Source organism: Chitinophaga vietnamensis (assembly GCF_902167635.1).
In the GTDB taxonomy this organism is placed as follows: domain Bacteria; phylum Bacteroidota; class Bacteroidia; order Chitinophagales; family Chitinophagaceae; genus Chitinophaga; species Chitinophaga vietnamensis.
Genome location: NZ_CABHMS010000004.1, coordinates 367,885 through 384,340, shown reverse-complemented (window position 1 = coordinate 384,340; position 16,456 = coordinate 367,885). Strand labels below are relative to the sequence as shown.

General features: G+C 46.5%; 12 protein-coding genes. 4 read left to right on the top strand and 8 right to left on the bottom strand.

Translation table 11 applies throughout. From position 1 onward, the window contains the following. Nucleotides 1-19: 19 nt before the first annotated feature. Complete coding sequence (locus tag FPG75_RS12735; protein ID WP_143307239.1) at nt 20-544, bottom strand: N-acetyltransferase; 525 nt, start codon at nt 542-544, stop codon at nt 20-22. Between the two features lie 86 nt (nt 545-630). Continuing rightward, nucleotides 631-2,037, bottom strand: coding sequence for an aminotransferase-like domain-containing protein (locus FPG75_RS12730; RefSeq protein ID WP_143307238.1), 1,407 nt, complete (start codon nt 2,035-2,037; stop codon nt 631-633). A 79-nt stretch (nt 2,038-2,116) separates the two neighbouring features. Between FPG75_RS12730 and dxs the strand changes: the two genes are divergently transcribed. Further along, nucleotides 2,117-4,036, top strand: a complete 1,920-nt coding sequence (gene dxs / locus FPG75_RS12725; RefSeq protein WP_143307237.1) for a 1-deoxy-D-xylulose-5-phosphate synthase — start codon at nt 2,117-2,119, stop codon at nt 4,034-4,036. A gap of 8 nt (nt 4,037-4,044) precedes the next feature. Here dxs and FPG75_RS12720 read toward each other — a convergent pair whose 3' ends face one another. The 3 genes from FPG75_RS12720 to FPG75_RS12710 all read right to left on the bottom strand — a co-directional run bounded on the left by FPG75_RS12720 (nt 4,045) and on the right by FPG75_RS12710 (nt 9,615). Next, nucleotides 4,045-4,836 (bottom strand): AAA family ATPase, encoded by a 792-nt coding sequence (locus FPG75_RS12720; protein ID WP_143307236.1) that lies wholly within the window; start codon nt 4,834-4,836, stop codon nt 4,045-4,047. Nucleotides 4,837-4,950: 114 nt separating this feature from the next. Then, nucleotides 4,951-6,453 (bottom strand): RagB/SusD family nutrient uptake outer membrane protein, encoded by a 1,503-nt coding sequence (locus FPG75_RS12715; RefSeq protein WP_143307235.1) that lies wholly within the window; start codon nt 6,451-6,453, stop codon nt 4,951-4,953. A 27-nt stretch (nt 6,454-6,480) separates the two neighbouring features. Next, nucleotides 6,481-9,615, bottom strand: coding sequence for a SusC/RagA family TonB-linked outer membrane protein (locus tag FPG75_RS12710; protein ID WP_143307234.1), 3,135 nt, complete (start codon nt 9,613-9,615; stop codon nt 6,481-6,483). A 550-nt stretch (nt 9,616-10,165) separates the two neighbouring features. Here FPG75_RS12710 and FPG75_RS12705 point away from each other — a divergent pair. Next, complete coding sequence (locus FPG75_RS12705; RefSeq protein ID WP_143307233.1) at nt 10,166-10,735, top strand: Crp/Fnr family transcriptional regulator; 570 nt, start codon at nt 10,166-10,168, stop codon at nt 10,733-10,735. A gap of 67 nt (nt 10,736-10,802) precedes the next feature. Then, on the top strand, nt 10,803-11,756 hold the full coding sequence (locus FPG75_RS12700) for an amidohydrolase family protein (RefSeq protein ID WP_143307232.1): 954 nt from the start codon (nt 10,803-10,805) through the stop codon (nt 11,754-11,756). A gap of 83 nt (nt 11,757-11,839) precedes the next feature. Here the strand turns inward: FPG75_RS12700 and FPG75_RS12695 are convergent, their stop codons facing one another. Both FPG75_RS12695 and FPG75_RS12690 read right to left on the bottom strand, forming a co-directional pair. Then, a complete protein-coding gene (locus FPG75_RS12695; RefSeq protein WP_143307231.1) occupies nt 11,840-12,604 on the bottom strand; it encodes an SDR family NAD(P)-dependent oxidoreductase in 765 nt (254 codons plus the stop codon). Nucleotides 12,605-12,619: 15 nt separating this feature from the next. Next, nucleotides 12,620-14,332: an IlvD/Edd family dehydratase gene (locus tag FPG75_RS12690; RefSeq protein WP_143307230.1), complete on the bottom strand. Its 1,713-nt coding sequence runs from the start codon at nt 14,330-14,332 to the stop codon at nt 12,620-12,622. Nucleotides 14,333-14,437: 105 nt separating this feature from the next. Here FPG75_RS12690 and FPG75_RS12685 point away from each other — a divergent pair, with 105 nt between their 5' ends. Next, a complete protein-coding gene (locus FPG75_RS12685; RefSeq protein ID WP_143307229.1) occupies nt 14,438-15,319 on the top strand; it encodes an AraC family transcriptional regulator in 882 nt (293 codons plus the stop codon). Here FPG75_RS12685 and FPG75_RS12680 read toward each other — a convergent pair. After that, nucleotides 15,316-16,266, bottom strand: a complete 951-nt coding sequence (locus tag FPG75_RS12680) for a hypothetical protein (protein ID WP_201747950.1) — start codon at nt 16,264-16,266, stop codon at nt 15,316-15,318. The two genes, FPG75_RS12685 and FPG75_RS12680, sit on opposite strands and share 4 nt — an antisense overlap. Between the last annotated feature and the right edge of the window lie 190 nt (nt 16,267-16,456).

Sequence of the window (16,456 nt, the reverse complement as noted above, 5' to 3'; positions counted from 1 at the left end):
CATTTCTGTTGAGCGATGATCAAGGCACTAATAACTTTTGTGAGATCAAACACACCGCGGCTAATGGTAATTCATCCAGTTGGCCGGTTGTATGTTGCCTGGCGAATCCTTTGTTTTCAAAAAGCTCAATCAGGGGATTATCAGCATATTCAGTTATCCATACACTATCATATGATTTACAAACGGCAAGGCATTTTTCGAGCAGCGCATCTTTAACAGCAGGCGCCGGATATTTTTTTAACACACCGAAATCCATGATGCGGACAGCCCGCCTGCCTTCCAGGGGCGCTGGCCGTTTACCCTTAGACGTGATACATGCATATCCTGCAGGTTGGTCATCAACATACACTATCAGCCACTGATTGGATATACTGTTAACTTCAGCAACCAGGGCCTGTTCATTAAAGTTTCTGAAGATATAGTTGTCTAATATTTTTTGTTTGAGGAGGGTTGAATACTTCTCTGTGGCCAGTTCTTTTGTTAGCAACAAAAGCGCTTCCATTCCCTGTTTTGTAACCACTGTAAATTTCGTGATGATGTTCATATCCTGTCGTAATTATACAGGCAAATCTATCATGCTTCCCCGAATCACAGGCTGTACACAATTTGAAATTATAAGCAGTACAGATGTTATCGCGCCCGCCGTCCGGCCAGCCGGATGGCCTCTATCCTTTTGGGAGAAAATTTATCCGCAAAGACTATCCTGAAATGTTTATCGAAGGCTCCTGAAAACGAGAAGGTGTAACCTGGCGTAAACCTTACTCCGATTTTTTCGCATTGATCATAGAAGTGAGCCATATCTGTATCATCTGGCATCTTCACCCAGATATTGTATCCGCCAGAAGGTCTGAGGATAGCAGTCTTTTCCGGAAAATGAGCGGATAACAAATTAATGGCAAAGTGTGCATTCTTTGCCAGCTGCATTCTGAATGAACGGAGATGGCGGTCATAACTGTTGCCGGCTAACAAGCGATTGACAGTTTCCTGGTACAACGGCGAGACGGTACTGCCCAATGCAAACTTGATCTGCTCTGCGCGTTGCATAAATTTCCCTGCTGCCAGCCAGCCAACCCTTATGCCCGGTGCCAGTGTTTTTGCATAAGACGAGTAAGATAACACCAGCCCGCTATCATCAAATCTTTTTATGATGGAAGGCCGGTGGCCGTGGAAGTTCAGATCTCCATAAACATCATTCTCGATCAGCGCAACATTATATTGATGTGCAACAGATAGCAGTGCCAGCTTTTGCTCATCGGTCAATAGTATCCCGGTAGGATTATGGAAATTGGGCGTTACGATGACGGCTTTAATAGCATTGTTACGGCAGGCCTTTCTCAGGAAGTCAACATCAAATCCGGTATAGGGATCAACCGGAACTTCGATAACTCTGAGACGGAGGACTCTTATCACTTCCAGCACGGAAAATACACAAGGACTTTCAACAGCTATCACGTCGCCCGCATTACATACTGCAGCTAAAGCGATGTGTAGTGCCTGTAATGCGCCATCTGTAATAAGCAGTTCATCGGGATTGATAATGGTTTGGTGAATAGCTGCTTTTTTTAAAATATTCTCTTTTAATTCCGTTGATCCATTTGAATGGTAGTATCGTAGCAAAGCGGCGCCTTGCTCTCTGATCACCTGTTGCATGGTACGGAGCAGTAATTTTTGAGGTATTAACAGATCGCCGGGAGCCGCTACATTAAACTCTGAGAATTTGCGTCCTGCTTTCAGCGAGGTCGTAAGTCCAAGATGATGTTTGAAAATAGCGTCCCTGGCTACCGGCCGGTGTTTGGCCTTCTCCTGCTGATTCGGCAAGTTGGGTCTGTTACTGACATAATACCCCGATTTGGGTATGCTCTCCACCAATCCGCTGGCTACCAGATGCTCATATCCATGCTGTATAGTGCTGATGCTTGTTTGATATTGCTCTTTCAGATCACGGACAGATGGTAGTTTATGCCCGGGTTTGAAAACGCCCTCACGTATGTTTTTTTCAATAGCGTTGGTAAAGGCCTCGAATTTATACACCTTCATATCTGTACTGGTAATTTATACATACTCTGTATCTGTATTGTAAATGTAAGCGATTTAAATTTGCCGGAAAGAAAGCTGGATGCCCGGAAAATATAATATTGATACACCAGATGATCTGCGGAGTCTACCCATTTCATCTCTGGATGGCCTTTGCGAGGAACTGAGGTCTTATTTAATTGATCATGTTGCCTCAAATGGAGGACATTTCAGTTCCAGCCTCGGGGTTGTTGAACTTACGGTGGCACTGCATTACGTATTTAATACGCCGGAAGACAAACTTGTCTGGGATGTTGGTCACCAGGCGTATCCGCATAAATTACTGACGGGGAGGAAGAACAGGTTTTATTCCAACAGATTACTGGGTGGTATCAGCGGTTTCCCAAGCAGGGAAGAGAGTGAATTCGATGCCTTAAGAACTGGTCATTCTTCCACATCTATTTCGGCCATATTGGGCATGGCCTGTGCAGCCAGATACAGCGGTGAAAATACACGCCAGCATATTGCTGTAATCGGTGACGGGGCTATGACGGCAGGGCTGGCGTTTGAGGCATTGAATAATGCCGGTTATGAACAGCCAAACATGTTGGTAATACTGAACGATAATAATATGTCGATCGATGCCAATACCGGTGCTTTACAGAACTACCTTACGGAACTCACTACCGGTAAGCATTATAATGTGTTAAAGTCGCATATTAAGAAGTTGTTATCACATCCCGGGCAGCCAGACAAATGGCCTGTGGATGTGGTACGGAAGCTCCGGAAAATCATGAAGGGAGGACTGTTGCGCTACAGTAATCTTTTCGAAGCGCTGAATATCCGTTATTTTGGCCCTGTTGACGGCCATGATCTTAAAAAGCTGATCCATGTATTGGAAAAACTGAAGCATATACCCGGACCTAAACTATTGCATTGTGTAACGACCAAAGGAAAAGGTTTTGCGCCAGCTATGACCGACAAGGAGAAATGGCATGCGCCAAAAAAATTCGACAAATTTACCGGCGCCACACTGGATGCGGAGAGAGTTGCAAATAAGGCTATCACTTTCCAGGCAGTATTCGGTGATACCTTAATTGAACTGGCAAAAAGAAACGCAAGGATTATGGCGGTAACGCCTGCGATGTTGTCGGGCAGCGCGCTAAGCAGGATGAAGAAAGAAATGCCTGAACGTGTTTTTGACGTGGGCATTACCGAGCAACATGCAGTTACTTTTTCGGCTGGTCTTGCTGATGGAATGATACCTTTTTGCACAATATACTCCACTTTTTTACAACGTGCCTATGACCAGATCATTCACGACGTAGCGCTGCAAAAGTTGAACGTCATATTGTGTATTGACCGGGCGGGTGTCGTAGGCCAGGATGGGCCCACACATCACGGCGCATTTGATATTGCCTTTCTAAGATGTATACCTGACATCATCGGTGCATCCCCCATGGACCTGGAAGACTTCAGGAATCTTCTCTTTACAGCGCAGGCCAGCAAGGGAAACGGACCATTTGCCATTCGTTATCCCAAGGGGCAGGGAGCATCAACGCCTGTATCTTCAGATTTCAGAAAACTGAAAATAGGAAGAGGAAGAAAGATCAGAGCCGGTAAGGATATCGCTATTCTTTCCCTTGGCCCGGTAGGACAATATGTAAAAGAAGCCTGCGAGGAGCTGGAAGAGTATGAACTAAACGTAGCCCACTATGATCTCCGATTCTTTAAGCCACTGGATGAAGCATTACTACATGAGGTATGCCGACAGTTTTCCAAAGTGATCACTATCGAAGATGGTTGTATCACGGGAGGTGTGGGAAGTGCGGTGATAGCGTTTATAGCGGAGCAGGGTTACCATGTTACCGTAAAGCGACTGGGGCTGCCGGATACGTTCGCTGTACAAGGTACCCAGCAAGAACTTCATGAGTTATATGGTTATGATAAAAAAACAATCATCAGCGTGGTCAAACGGCTTGCACTAATAAATAAATCAAATGAAAGTTTTTCAAAAAAATGATCGCCCCTTTAGAAATGCCTCAAATACAGCTCCGGATTAGACAAAAATGAATAAGTAATCCGATAATGCTCCGTAGCTTCAAAAGCAGTCTGCCTGATCTCATCTTCCGTTATCTCATAAATCAATGCTTCCGGCATTCCCATTATAATCGGCGAATGCGTGGCTATTATAAACTGAGAATTGTTACTCTTCGTAGCTTCCCGTATGAGCAGTATCAGCGATAGTTGTTTTAAAGGAGACAGGGCTGCCTCGGGTTCATCAAGGAGAAAAATACCATTATCGCCTACTTTTGTTTGTATGATTTTCAGATAGCCTTCACCGTGAGAAAAGGCCAACAGATTTTCTCCATAGTTTCGGCGCATATCTTTTAAAACGCTGTTCATATTCTCCTCTATCTCTTTTATAACGCTATCCGCTACTTCGTCTTTCATAATATCTGTGAGGAATGCATTATCGCCGCGTTGTTTCTGACGTAACTGATGAATATAAGCACTGAAGTCTTCCGCCCTGAAAAAGAATCCATGAAGCTGTTTCCTGACTTGTTGCAGTTGCAGGAATGGCTGTAGTTGCCTGGCGGCAAGAAAATCTTGTCCATTACTAATATTGCCAGCTATCAATGGAAGATTCAATTTAAGCGCAATACTCTCCAGCAGAGTGGATTTGCCGGTTCCATTATCGCCGGTGAAAATTGTAACTTTATTATCAAGTTTAATGTTCTGCGCATTTCTGACGGCTGGAACATTATAAGGAAACGGGTGCCGCAAATGGGTGTTTACGGAAAAAGAACGGATGAAGGGCATATGCCAGCATTTTTAAATTCTATCAATAATACAATAAAATAAGGAACTGAAATTTAAAACCCTTGTAGAATGCTGATTCTACAAGGGTTTTGTGTAATTGCCGGCGTCTTTCCATCAATACCCCTTCGTGGGCACCAGATTAGGATTATTCCTCAGCTCCCTGCTCGGTATCGGAAACAACAGCTCTCTTTCTGTTAATACCGGACCGTAAGTAAACTTATGCCCAACATAATCATCAAATCCCTTCGTGGTTAGATTAAACGCTTTACGCAGGCGCACCATATCAAACCAGGTTACATTCTCAAAACACAGCTCATACCATCGCTCACGCCATACTGCCTGACGAAACTGATCCTGCGATAGCCCCGCCAGTGCGGGTAACTGAGCTCTTGTCCTTATCTGGTTCACTGCATCATAAGCTTTTGCTCCTGGCCCTCCCACTTCATTTGCGGCTTCGGCATATACCAGTAGTACATCAGCATAACGGAGCAGCGACCAGTTAAGATCACTGTTGGCAGTAGTGGTTTGGGCTGTTACGTCGAAAAGTTTATACAGAAAATATCCGCCAAGTTGTACCGTCTGTGTTCTATCACTTCTGCTGCTGAATTTAGTGAAAAAGAACTGTCCCTCCTTTGCCCGCAGGTCAGCCGGATCGTACGATTTTACAAAATCAGCGGTGGCATAAATACCTCCGGTTTCTGCGGAATAGGCAGAAATCCCTTTGTTATACGGAATGATCAGCGACTGCCAGGTGCCGGGGATAACCTGTGTTTTATACTGGATCATAAAGATGTTCTCTTCTACATTCTTCTTTGCCGGATCATGAAGCGAATAATAGCTGTCGAATAGTTTAAATTGTTTTGAATCTATTACCTCCGCAGCCTTTTTAGCCGCCAGGTCGAAATACGGATTGCCTTTTTTCAGCGGGTATCCGGCCATTGTAAGGTACACCTTGGCGAGTAATGATTTCACGGCGCCGAGGGATACTCTGCCACCTGCATCAGTCCACGGCAATCCGGAGCTCTCAGCTGCTGTCAGATCATCAACGATTAATTTGTACACATCTTCCGGAGGCGCCTGTTTGGGTCTTAACTGGTCCGATTTTAAATCAATAGGATCAGTCACCAAAGGGATATTACCAAACATTTGTACCAAATTAAAATAATACCACGCTCTTAAAAAATGAGCTTCGCCCAAGAGCTTTTTCATCTCTGCCTGATCCATATTAATTTTTGGAATTTTAGCGATAGACAGATTCGCGTTGGAGATGCCCTTATAATAATTCCTCCAGTAGTTTTCTCCGTAAGCATTGTCAGCTGTATTATGCAGATCTTTTATGTAATAGCTGTTAACGGCCTGGCCCAGATCTGTGGCTGCCTGCCCGGTGGCAAATTCCGTCATGGTCCAGGGTGCGCCGTTGAAATCGCCGGACATCGGATCGCGTAAACTTGCATAGATAGCATTGACAGAGCTCCTGGCATGTTCGGGTTTTGTAAAGTACGTATCTTCTGTATAATTACTGGGATCCGATTCATCCAAAAATTTCCGGCAACCGGTCAGACATAATGTTCCTGTTGTTAATACCAGCAATCCATATTTTATTATTGTTGTTTTCATAATTTTCTCATTAAAAATTACACAATACTATAACCCAATATTAAGCCCCAGCATAAACACTCTCGGTTTCGGATAGTCGTATACCGTTACGCCCTGATCGAACGGAGAGCTGGAGTTGGAAACTTCAGGATCGTATCCTTTAAATTTGGTGACCAGGAAAAAATTCTGAACGGAGGCATATACTCTCAGCCGGCTGAGCTTCAATGCAGATACGGTTTTTGAAGGAAATGCATATGCCAATAACAGATTACGGCCACGGATAAACGATCCGTCTGTCACTTTATGGCTATCGTTATTGGTGGTGTAATAGGCGCTGATCGGGCGAATTTGTGCAATAGGCGTATTCTGGTTCGTTTCCGTCCAGGCATTCAGCACGGTTTTGTAACTGTTAGCGATACCCTGCCTGTCTTCTGCTGAATGTATGCTCCTGTCGAGTACATCGTTGCCATACATAAACTGTAGATCTACGGTGAGCGACCAGCCTTTATACTGAAAGGTATTCAGGAAAGTACCATATCCGTCGGGGATGCCTTTGCCAATGATCACCCTGTCCAGATCGTTGATGACGCCATCGTTGTTGATGTCTTTGTACTTGATGTCGCCGGGCAGCATATTGTATTTCTTTGCCTCGTCCGCTTCTTTCGTACTCCATGTACCCAGACTGACCCTTCCAAAGAAAGAGCCAACGGGCTCGCCCACCCTGATGATCCCGTTACCGGAAAGGATGTCGCCATTGGCTAATGCCAGTACTTTGTTTTTATTGATAGAAATATTAAAAGTGGTCATCCAGGAGAAATCATCTGTTTTAATGTTGGTGGAATTAATGCCCACTTCAACACCTTTGTTTTCCATACTTCCCACATTCGAGAAAATTTTATCACGCCCGGTGGTATATGGTAATGGAGCATCCAGCAGCATACCATCTACTTTTCTGCGGTACAGATCTAATTCGATATTTAGTCTGTTAGAAAAGAGACCCAACTCCATTCCGACATCAACCTGTTTTGTTTTTTCCCAGCGTAAACCGGGGTTAGCCAAACGATCGATACCTACGCCTGAATTACGCGCGCCGTCAAAGATCACACTGTAGTTCCCCAAGCCTGCCAATGCTCTGTAGGCAGGAATTTCGGAGTTACCGGTAGCGCCATAGCTGGCACGGAGTTTTAAATTTGATATCGCAGGAATATTCTTCATAAAGTTTTCTTCTGTTACCCTCCACGCGAGCGCCGCAGAAGGAAAGAACGCAAACTGATTATCACGTCCGAATTTTGAAGAACCGTCCATACGGCCGGTAAAAGTGACGAGGTACCGGTTGCGGAAGCCGTAGTTGACGCGGCCGAAATAAGAATTCAGTCCATTGGCAATTCCCAGCGAAGTGGGCGGCTGAGGGCTGGAACCTGCACCAAGATTATAATACCTGTAATAAGAGTCTGTGAAGCCCTGGGTAATTGCCGAATTATCGAATCGGTCGAGATGCTGCCACGACACGCCTGCCATAGCATTCAAGCTATGCACTTTTGCAAATTCTCTGTTGTAGGTAAGATAATTTTCAAACTGCCAGGAATTGTACCTGCTATTGTTTACAGAAGCGTCTCCGTTGTCTGAAATATAACGTAATCCTTTTGCAGCAAAATAATCTTCTCTCTGATTGATGATATTGACCCCGATGATCGACTTCAATTCCAGTCCGGGCGCGAAATGTATGTTTGTAAACAGGTTGCCCAGAAAAGTTTGCGTATGCAGAATAGACTGTCTGTCGGCAGCCACCCGCAGCGGATTATCGCCACCTTCCATTCCGGGATAATCCCTGTTGCTGGCCCATGAACCGTCGGCATACTTTACCGGGATGAGCGGCAATGCTTCCAGCACCTGGCGCATCATGGTAATACCGCTGCCATCTAACTGATCTACCTGCTTTTCCCGCTGATCAGTATAGCTCATGGTACCGCCTACCTTCAGCCATTCTTTTATCTTGCTATCAAACACCAGGCGGCCCGCGTATCTGTCTTGCCACGATCCACGTGCCAGTCCTTCCTGGGTACGATAGTTTAAAAAGGCGCCTATACTTCTCTTCTCATCACCATCTGTAAATCCGAGTTGATGATTTTGTGTGAATGCTTTTTGAAATGCAACATCCTGCCAATCCGTGTCGTAGAGCGGGTTTCCTTGTGCGTCAAATAATTTGGGATTGGTACGTTTGGTTTTGGGATCCACATATTTCGTTCCGGTTGCCCATCCAACGGGGTCATATTTCTGTGCATTGGCATAAGCCAGGTCTTCTACTGCCAGAAACTCCTTTGAATTGAGCACGGGCAATTTCCGGGGCAGCACGCCTATACTGAAATCCGGATCATACGTAACGCGCCCTCCATTTGAAGCGCCTCTTTTTGTAGTAACGAGGATGACGCCATTCGCGCCACGGGCACCGTAGATAGCGGTGGAAGAAGCATCTTTCAATACCTCTATGGAAGCAATATCATTAGGGTTGATGTAATCAATAGGGGTACTTCCATTCCGCAGATCTACCGGGTTCAATATCACCCCATCTATTACATACAATGGATTATTGGATACACTCAGCGAACTGGAACCGCGGATACGTATATTAGTTCTACCTCCCGGTCTTCCCGAGTTCGACGACACATTCACTCCCGTTACGCGGCCGGATAAGCCCTGGTTTAGCGAAGAGCCCGGGCGCTCCTGCAGTACGTCTGCCTTAACCGTACCAACAGCACCGGTGAGATCAGATTTCTTCGTTGTTCCGTATCCTACTACTACCACTTCGTCCATTTTCTTCACCTGTGGCGCCAGCTTGATCAGCATTTCCGTGGAAGTAACTTTTACCTCCTGTGTAACATAGCCTATGTAGGAAATCATCAAAACGGCATCATCAGCAACGCCTTTAATGCTGAAGATGCCATTGCCATCTGTGGTTGTTGCCTTGTTGGCATTCTTTACTTTTATACTCACGCCTGGTACCGGGCCGCCATTCTCATCCAACACCTTACCATGTACGTCCATTAATAAACTTCGTGAATGATCCCGCATCGCCGGATCTTTCGCATGAAGCTGTGTTGCGCCTACTATCAGCAAAGCAAAAACAGCATAAATGATCTGCTGGCGCGGGGCCAGCGTTTTCAATAACGTGAAAAATTGGGTCATAGTTTAAAAATTATCAGATTAAGTCTTTATTTATGGTACATCAATCGAAAAGCAGATCTATGTACACACCAGTGTAATAGCAAAGGCAGGTTATGCCGATGGATGGCAACACCGGGGTAAAAAAGGAAATAAAAGGAAGAAGATGGCTTTAATATACAAAGCCAAAGAATAGCCACAATGGGTACTAGCGCTTAGCTTAGCCTATACCCATTGCCCGAATGTAGATACAGTATTTCTGGTTGATAATTAAGATAAATTAGTTATCCAAACAATATTAAATATTTAATCCAACAATTCCTTCCAGCATTTTCGCCAAGTGAAATAGTAATTTAACAAAAGAGGAATTTACAAGCTATCATGTAAAGGGTAAAAGCATTCACTTGGTCTTATCTCTGATTATCATCTCGTCAGAAAAAAACGACATTTCGCGACAACTTTGTCGTAAATTTAAAAAATGTGAGCAAGCATGCTGATTTCAGAAAAGGCAGCCCTTCTCAAAGCAATTAAAGCATTTCCAAATGGAGCTAAACTTTCAGGATAATCAATCCGTATGCACGAACAGCTGACTAAATACATCACAGACAGAGTTCAATTAAGTGAAACCGATCTACAGCGGGTACTCTCCTGTTTTAATCTCCTGAAAGCAAAGAAGCATGAGGTGGTAGGCAGAACAGGCGAGCCATCGAGGCGTATGTTTTTTGTCAACAAAGGATGCCTACGGGTATACTTCATAAAACCCGACGGAAGAGAAGCTACGCGCCGGTTTGCGTTCGAAAATTCGTTCTCCACTTCCCTCACTTCTTTTATCGATGGCAGCTTGCTCAAAGAAGATACACAAGCTGTTGAGCCATCGGAATTATTGTATATTCATCGTGAAGATTTTTACTCCCTGCTGAATACGATTCCCGCCTGGGAAGTATTTTACCGTGGCTTTCTTGAATATGCCTATGTCAGCAATACCAGGAGACTGGAAGATTTCATTACACTAAATCCACGGGAGCGCTATCAATTGCTGCTGAAAGAGAACCCGCAGATGGTGCTCCGTTTGCCGAACAAGCTGGTGGCCAATTATCTCAACATTACCCAGGAGGCGCTCAGCAGAATAAAATCTGACATGTGATTATTTGATCAGGATCAAGAATATAAATATCGGATAGCTGGACTTTTGTATCTCAATTCAATCAGCTATGCGTATTATAACATTAGAAGAACACATTGCCTTACCTGAGTTTGCCCACGAAATACAACAATGGCCATTGCCCCGGCAAGCATCGGAACTGCTCGCCGACATCAGTGATATCCGCTTAAAATCGATGGACGACAACGGCATTGACATGCAGGTACTGTCTGTTGTGGGCAGGGGCGCAGAAAGCCTGCCACCGCAGGAAGCCGTGAAGTTTGCCGCCAGGTACAATGATACTCTTGCCGCAAGCGTTGCCGCACATCCCACGCGGTTCAAGGCGTTCGCACATTTGCCCATGTCTTTGCCAGCAGCCGCAGCAGATGAGTTGGAAAGAGCAAAGGAAGAACACCATTTCTGTGGGGCCCTGATCAACGGGCTTATCAATGATCAATTCCTGGACCTTCCGGCATTCAGGCCGCTACTGGAAAAAGCAGAACAATTACAAATGCCCCTTTACCTGCATCCCGGTCTGCCGCCTGAAGCCGTGGCTGAAGCCTATTACAAGGATCTGCCGGGATCAACAGGTGTGATGCTTGCATGCGGCGGCTGGGGATGGCATGCACAAACAGCCTTGCAGGTATTGCGTTTGATTGTCACCGGAACATTAGACCGGTATCCCCGTTTAAAGCTCATCATTGGTCATATGGGAGAGATGATACCGATGATGATGTCGCGGCTGGATGAGAAATTCAATGTTAGCAGTACAGGGTATCATCAACGCGCTGTTAGTCAAACCCTGCGCGACCAAGTACACATCACCACCAGCGGCATCTTCACGCTACCGCCACTGATGGCTGCGCTGGAAACTTTTGGTATCGATAATGTGATGTTCTCCGTGGATTATCCTTTCAGCACAAACGAAGCCGGAAAACAACTGCTGGAAAGCATTCCACTGGCTCCTGAAGCAATAGCGAAGATCGCCGGTGGAAATGCAGAGAAGTTACTCGGCCTGTCTTAGCGCGGATTATAAACAGATATTGCCTGGCATGGAGCCAGGCAATATACTAACAGTAACGAATATACGCTTTATCATAAAGGGATTCATGGAGAAGGGCTGACCGCCGTCCATCCGCCATCTACCACCAGGCTTTGGCCGGTGATATGCCTGGCGGCATCGGAAACGAGAAACAAGGCAGCAGCGGCGATATCGCTGGTGGTAGCGGGCCGGCCCATCGGTGTGAGTGCAGACCAGGTTGTTTCGTAAGCGGCATCAGCCAGTGTGCGTTCGGTGATGGTAGCTCCGGGCGCTACGGCATTTACATTGATACGATACGGCGAAAGCTCCACCACCAGGCTTTTTGCGAGCATCTCCAATGCGGCTTTCGTCATTCCGTAGGCGGCCAGGTGCTTGTGTGCCTGGTGGCCTGTTACCGACGACATGAACAAGATCGTTCCACCACTACCCTGGTTTTTCATCTGATTGGCGGCCGCCTGTGCGAGGAAAAAACTACCGCGCAGATTAAGTTGCACCACCTTCATAAAGGCATCTTCCGTATAGGAGAGGAAATTGCCGAACAAGGTGATGCCTGCATTGGCGATCACTATATCCAATCTGCCGTGGGCGCTCACCGCCTGCGATACCAATCCGCGGATGAAAGCGATATCGCCGGCATCGCCGGCAAATGCGGTGCAGTGGCCGTGTTGCGAACGTATCTTTTCTGCTGCCTGTTCCGCTACCGCCGCTTCAATATCATTCAACAACACGAAGGCGCCGCCAAGCGCTAGTTGTTGCGCTATTTCAAACCCGATACCAATACCGGCTCCGGTGACGATGGCCACTTTTCCCTGAAAGTGCTGTGCGCTCATATGAAACGATTTGAATTAATGTGAATCTCTTGTTATCTCACTTCCTGAACTTCCTTTCAAAAAGTCAAAATCCGCACCGAGGTGCGCCTGCTCCACATGCTCCACGAACAGTTTTACATATCCCCGCGAAGGCTTTACAGGAGCGGATAACATCGTTCTCCTTCTCTCCTTCAATTCAGGTTCATCTACCAACAGGTTCAATGTTCTTTGCGCTACATCGAGTTCGATCATATCGCCATTTTTTACCAGCGCAAGGGCGCCGTTGTCGGCGGCTTCAGGAGATACATGTAGCACCACGGTACCGAAGCCGGTGCCGCTCATGCGGCCATCGGAGATGCGTACCATGTCTGTTACGCCTTTTGCCAGCAGCTTTTTTGGCAGGCCCATATTGCCTACTTCCGGCATGCCTGGATATCCTTTGGGGCCTACATTTTTCAATACCAGTATACAGTTTTCATCTACATCCAACGCGGGATCATCGATGCGGGCTTTGTAGTCTTCTATGTTTTCGAATACAACGGCTCTGCCTTTATGCTGCATCAGGCGGGGATCTGCGGCGGAAGGCTTCATCACGCTGCCCGCCTCGCAGAGATTTCCATGCAACACGACGATGCCGGCACGCTCATTCACGGGCTGTGCGAGCGTGGCAATCACTTCCCGGTTCCAGCACCGGGCAGTTGCAATATTTTGCGCCACTGTTTTACCATTGGCTGTAATGCAGGCGGGATGCAGCATTCCGCTGATCTCTTTCATCACGGCGGGGAGTCCGCCGGCATAATAAAGATCCTCCATGAAGAATTTCCCGGAGGGCTGCAGGTTTGCGATCAGTGGTATGCCTTGTGAAAGATGGTCGAAATCATCGATCTCCAATGGCACGCCTACCCTGCCTGCAATGGCCAGCAGATGGATGACAAAATTAGTGGAGCCGCCGATGGCTGCATTCACTTTAATCGCATTTTCAAAAGCCTCACGAGTGAGGATGCGCGAAGGTTTCAGGTCTTCTCTCACCATCTCCACGATGCGCCGGCCTGATAGCTGTGCCAATACTTTTCTGCGGGCATCTGCCGCAGGAATGGCGGCATTGCCAGGCAGCGAGAGCCCGAGAGATTCCACCATACAAGCCATAGAAGAAGCGGTGCCCATCACCGCGCAATGGCCCTGGCTGCGGCACATGGCGGCTTCGGCATCTTGTAATTCAGCTTCTTCCATATTGCCTTTGCGTACCTCTTCTGAGAAGCGCCATACGTCGCTGGTGCCGATATCGCGACCTTGAAACTTGCCGGTGAGCATAGCGCCACCGGATACGACAATGGCCGGAATATCCACACTGCAGGCGCCCATCACCAGCGAAGGCGTGGTTTTATCACAACCGCACATCAACACTACTCCATCAATGGGATTGGCCCTGATAGATTCTTCCACATCCATGCTCACCAGGTTGCGGAAAAGCATAGCAGTAGGCTTTATCAGCGTCTCTCCCAATGACATCACCGGAAATTCTACCGGGAAACCGCCGGCTTCAATGATCCCTCTTTTGATGGATTCCGCGAGATCTCTGAAATGGGCATTACAGGGTGTCAGCTCCGACCAGGTATTGCAAATGCCGATCACCGGCTTGCCTTCGAATGCGTCAGCAGGAATGCCCTGGTTCTTCATCCAGGCGCGATAAATAAATCCGTCTTTCCCCTTTTTACCAAACCATTGGCGGCTTCTTAACGGCGTGTCCATGTGTGGTGCTTTTAGGATAAAGTTAATACCCGTAGCTCGCCGGAATTGCAAAATATTGTCACATTGTTTTGAAATCTTACCTCTTACCTGTATCTTAAGGAAACTATGAAGCTGTTAAAAACCGAGATAACGCCGCTCATCAACGATGTAATGCATGTGGATGTCAGGGAACAAACTTTCCTCTCTTCTCCCTATCATCTTCAACCATCATTCCATTCGCATCCGGAGCTGGAACTGGTATTCATTATGGAAGGCCATGGGAAACGCATCATCGGCAACAAGATAGAGCCCTTTTCCGCTGGGGACATGGTTTTCATCGGCTCCAATGTGCCGCACCTGTGGCTGAGCGATCCTGTTTTTTATGAAGAAAATTCGGGGCTCCGGTCGAAGGCGATCGTCACTTATTTCAATCCGAAAATTTTCATGCAGATATTTGAATCGATCAAAGAGTTCGATGGTATCCGTGAGATGATCCGGCAATCTTCCAAAGGGATCAGGATATTGGGAGAAACCAGGAACCTGATCGCACAGAAACTGATGGCCTTATCGAATATCAAAGGCTTTGAAAAAGTAGAAGGATTGCTGCAAATCATGCACCTGATCGCTATTTCAGCGGAAAAGGAGTTTATTGTAAATGAAGCGCCCGATCATTACGACGAACTGTATCCCGACCGGCTGATGGAAGTGATCAAATTCATCAAAGAAAACCTGCATGAACAAATTACGTTGCGCCAGGTAGCCGATATCGCCTGCATGACGGAACAGAGTTTTTGCCGCTTCTTCAAAAAAAGAACGAAGAAAGGTTTCTCACAATTCCTGAGTGAGCTCCGCATCGCACAGGCCTGCCAGCTGCTGATACGGAGCAATAAAGCTATTTCGGATATCGCGTATTTATGCGGTTATAATTCTTCTTCGCATTTTTCCCGCGTATTCAAAGACCGCACGGGCGTGAGCCCCCTGCAATACAGGGCTTCGATGGGGAGTTAGCGCCGGGATTTTTGCAGTTGTTGCACTTGACTTTCCAACTGCTTCAGCAATGCTGCCTGTTGCTCGATCAGCGCTTGCTGCGCGGTGCTTCGCTTATCCTGGTCTATCACGTATAAAGTCAGCTCTTCTATTTTCACCTGTTGCTGTTTTATGATCTCTCCGAGATCCAGTCCTTCCTGTTCTATCACCTTTGCAGCGGGCATATCCGGCAGGTGTTTGTTGGCCTGGATAAAATGGTGCACTTCATTCAGCGGCTTCAAGGTATAAGCCGGATCGAAAACGTAGTCGGCCCAGTTCTGCGATACGCGCACTCTTTTCGCCAGGATATTGCCATTAACGGAAAGTTTTTCCTGCGGATTGCTTGTTCCAATTCCTACATTGCCGCTTTCTGTAACGCGCAGGCGCTCTGTGAGCGCGTTAGTACCGGTGAGCACCTGAAAATTTACCGACTGAAAAACCAATGGCGTGTATACGGTATCGTTATATGAGTAGATATAGGAGCCACCGTGGAAATCGGGGTTCATCCGAAGGCTGGTTGTGCTTCCCTGGATATGCAGCTTATCTGCCGCGTTGCTGATCCCGATGCCTACTTTACCATCTGTTTCCGTCAGCACCCTTGACCATGTCTGAGCAGGATTATTATTCGTTTTCCTGAAATACAGACTCTGATCAAAGAAGCTACCTGCAAACTGCATCGCATAATTGTTTGTAGCGCCTGAATGGCGCACATCCAGCAAATGCCACCAGTTGGTAGCGCCAGCCGGAAAATTAACCGGCTTCAAAGCATTATAAAAGCCTGACTTCGCACCGGCATTTCCTTGCAATCCGGCATCATCTCTATATTCTGTACGGGAACTATCTACTCCCCAAACTACCTGGGCGCTTGCTGTTTTTCTTTGGAAGGTCAACAAAATGCACAGTACTGCAAAAGATTTGATCAATTTCATATATAGGGTATTTAACCGGCCGAAGATATAAATCTACACAAACATAGACCAGGATTAAACGGATTTATAAGATTAATAAGATTTTACGGGGAGATTGTCTGAACCAGGATTAATATGATTAAAAAGATTCTCCTGATTTAACGAAGATCATTTAAGCGAAGAAGCCCTTGAGGCGCTTTGAGCGCTTCAA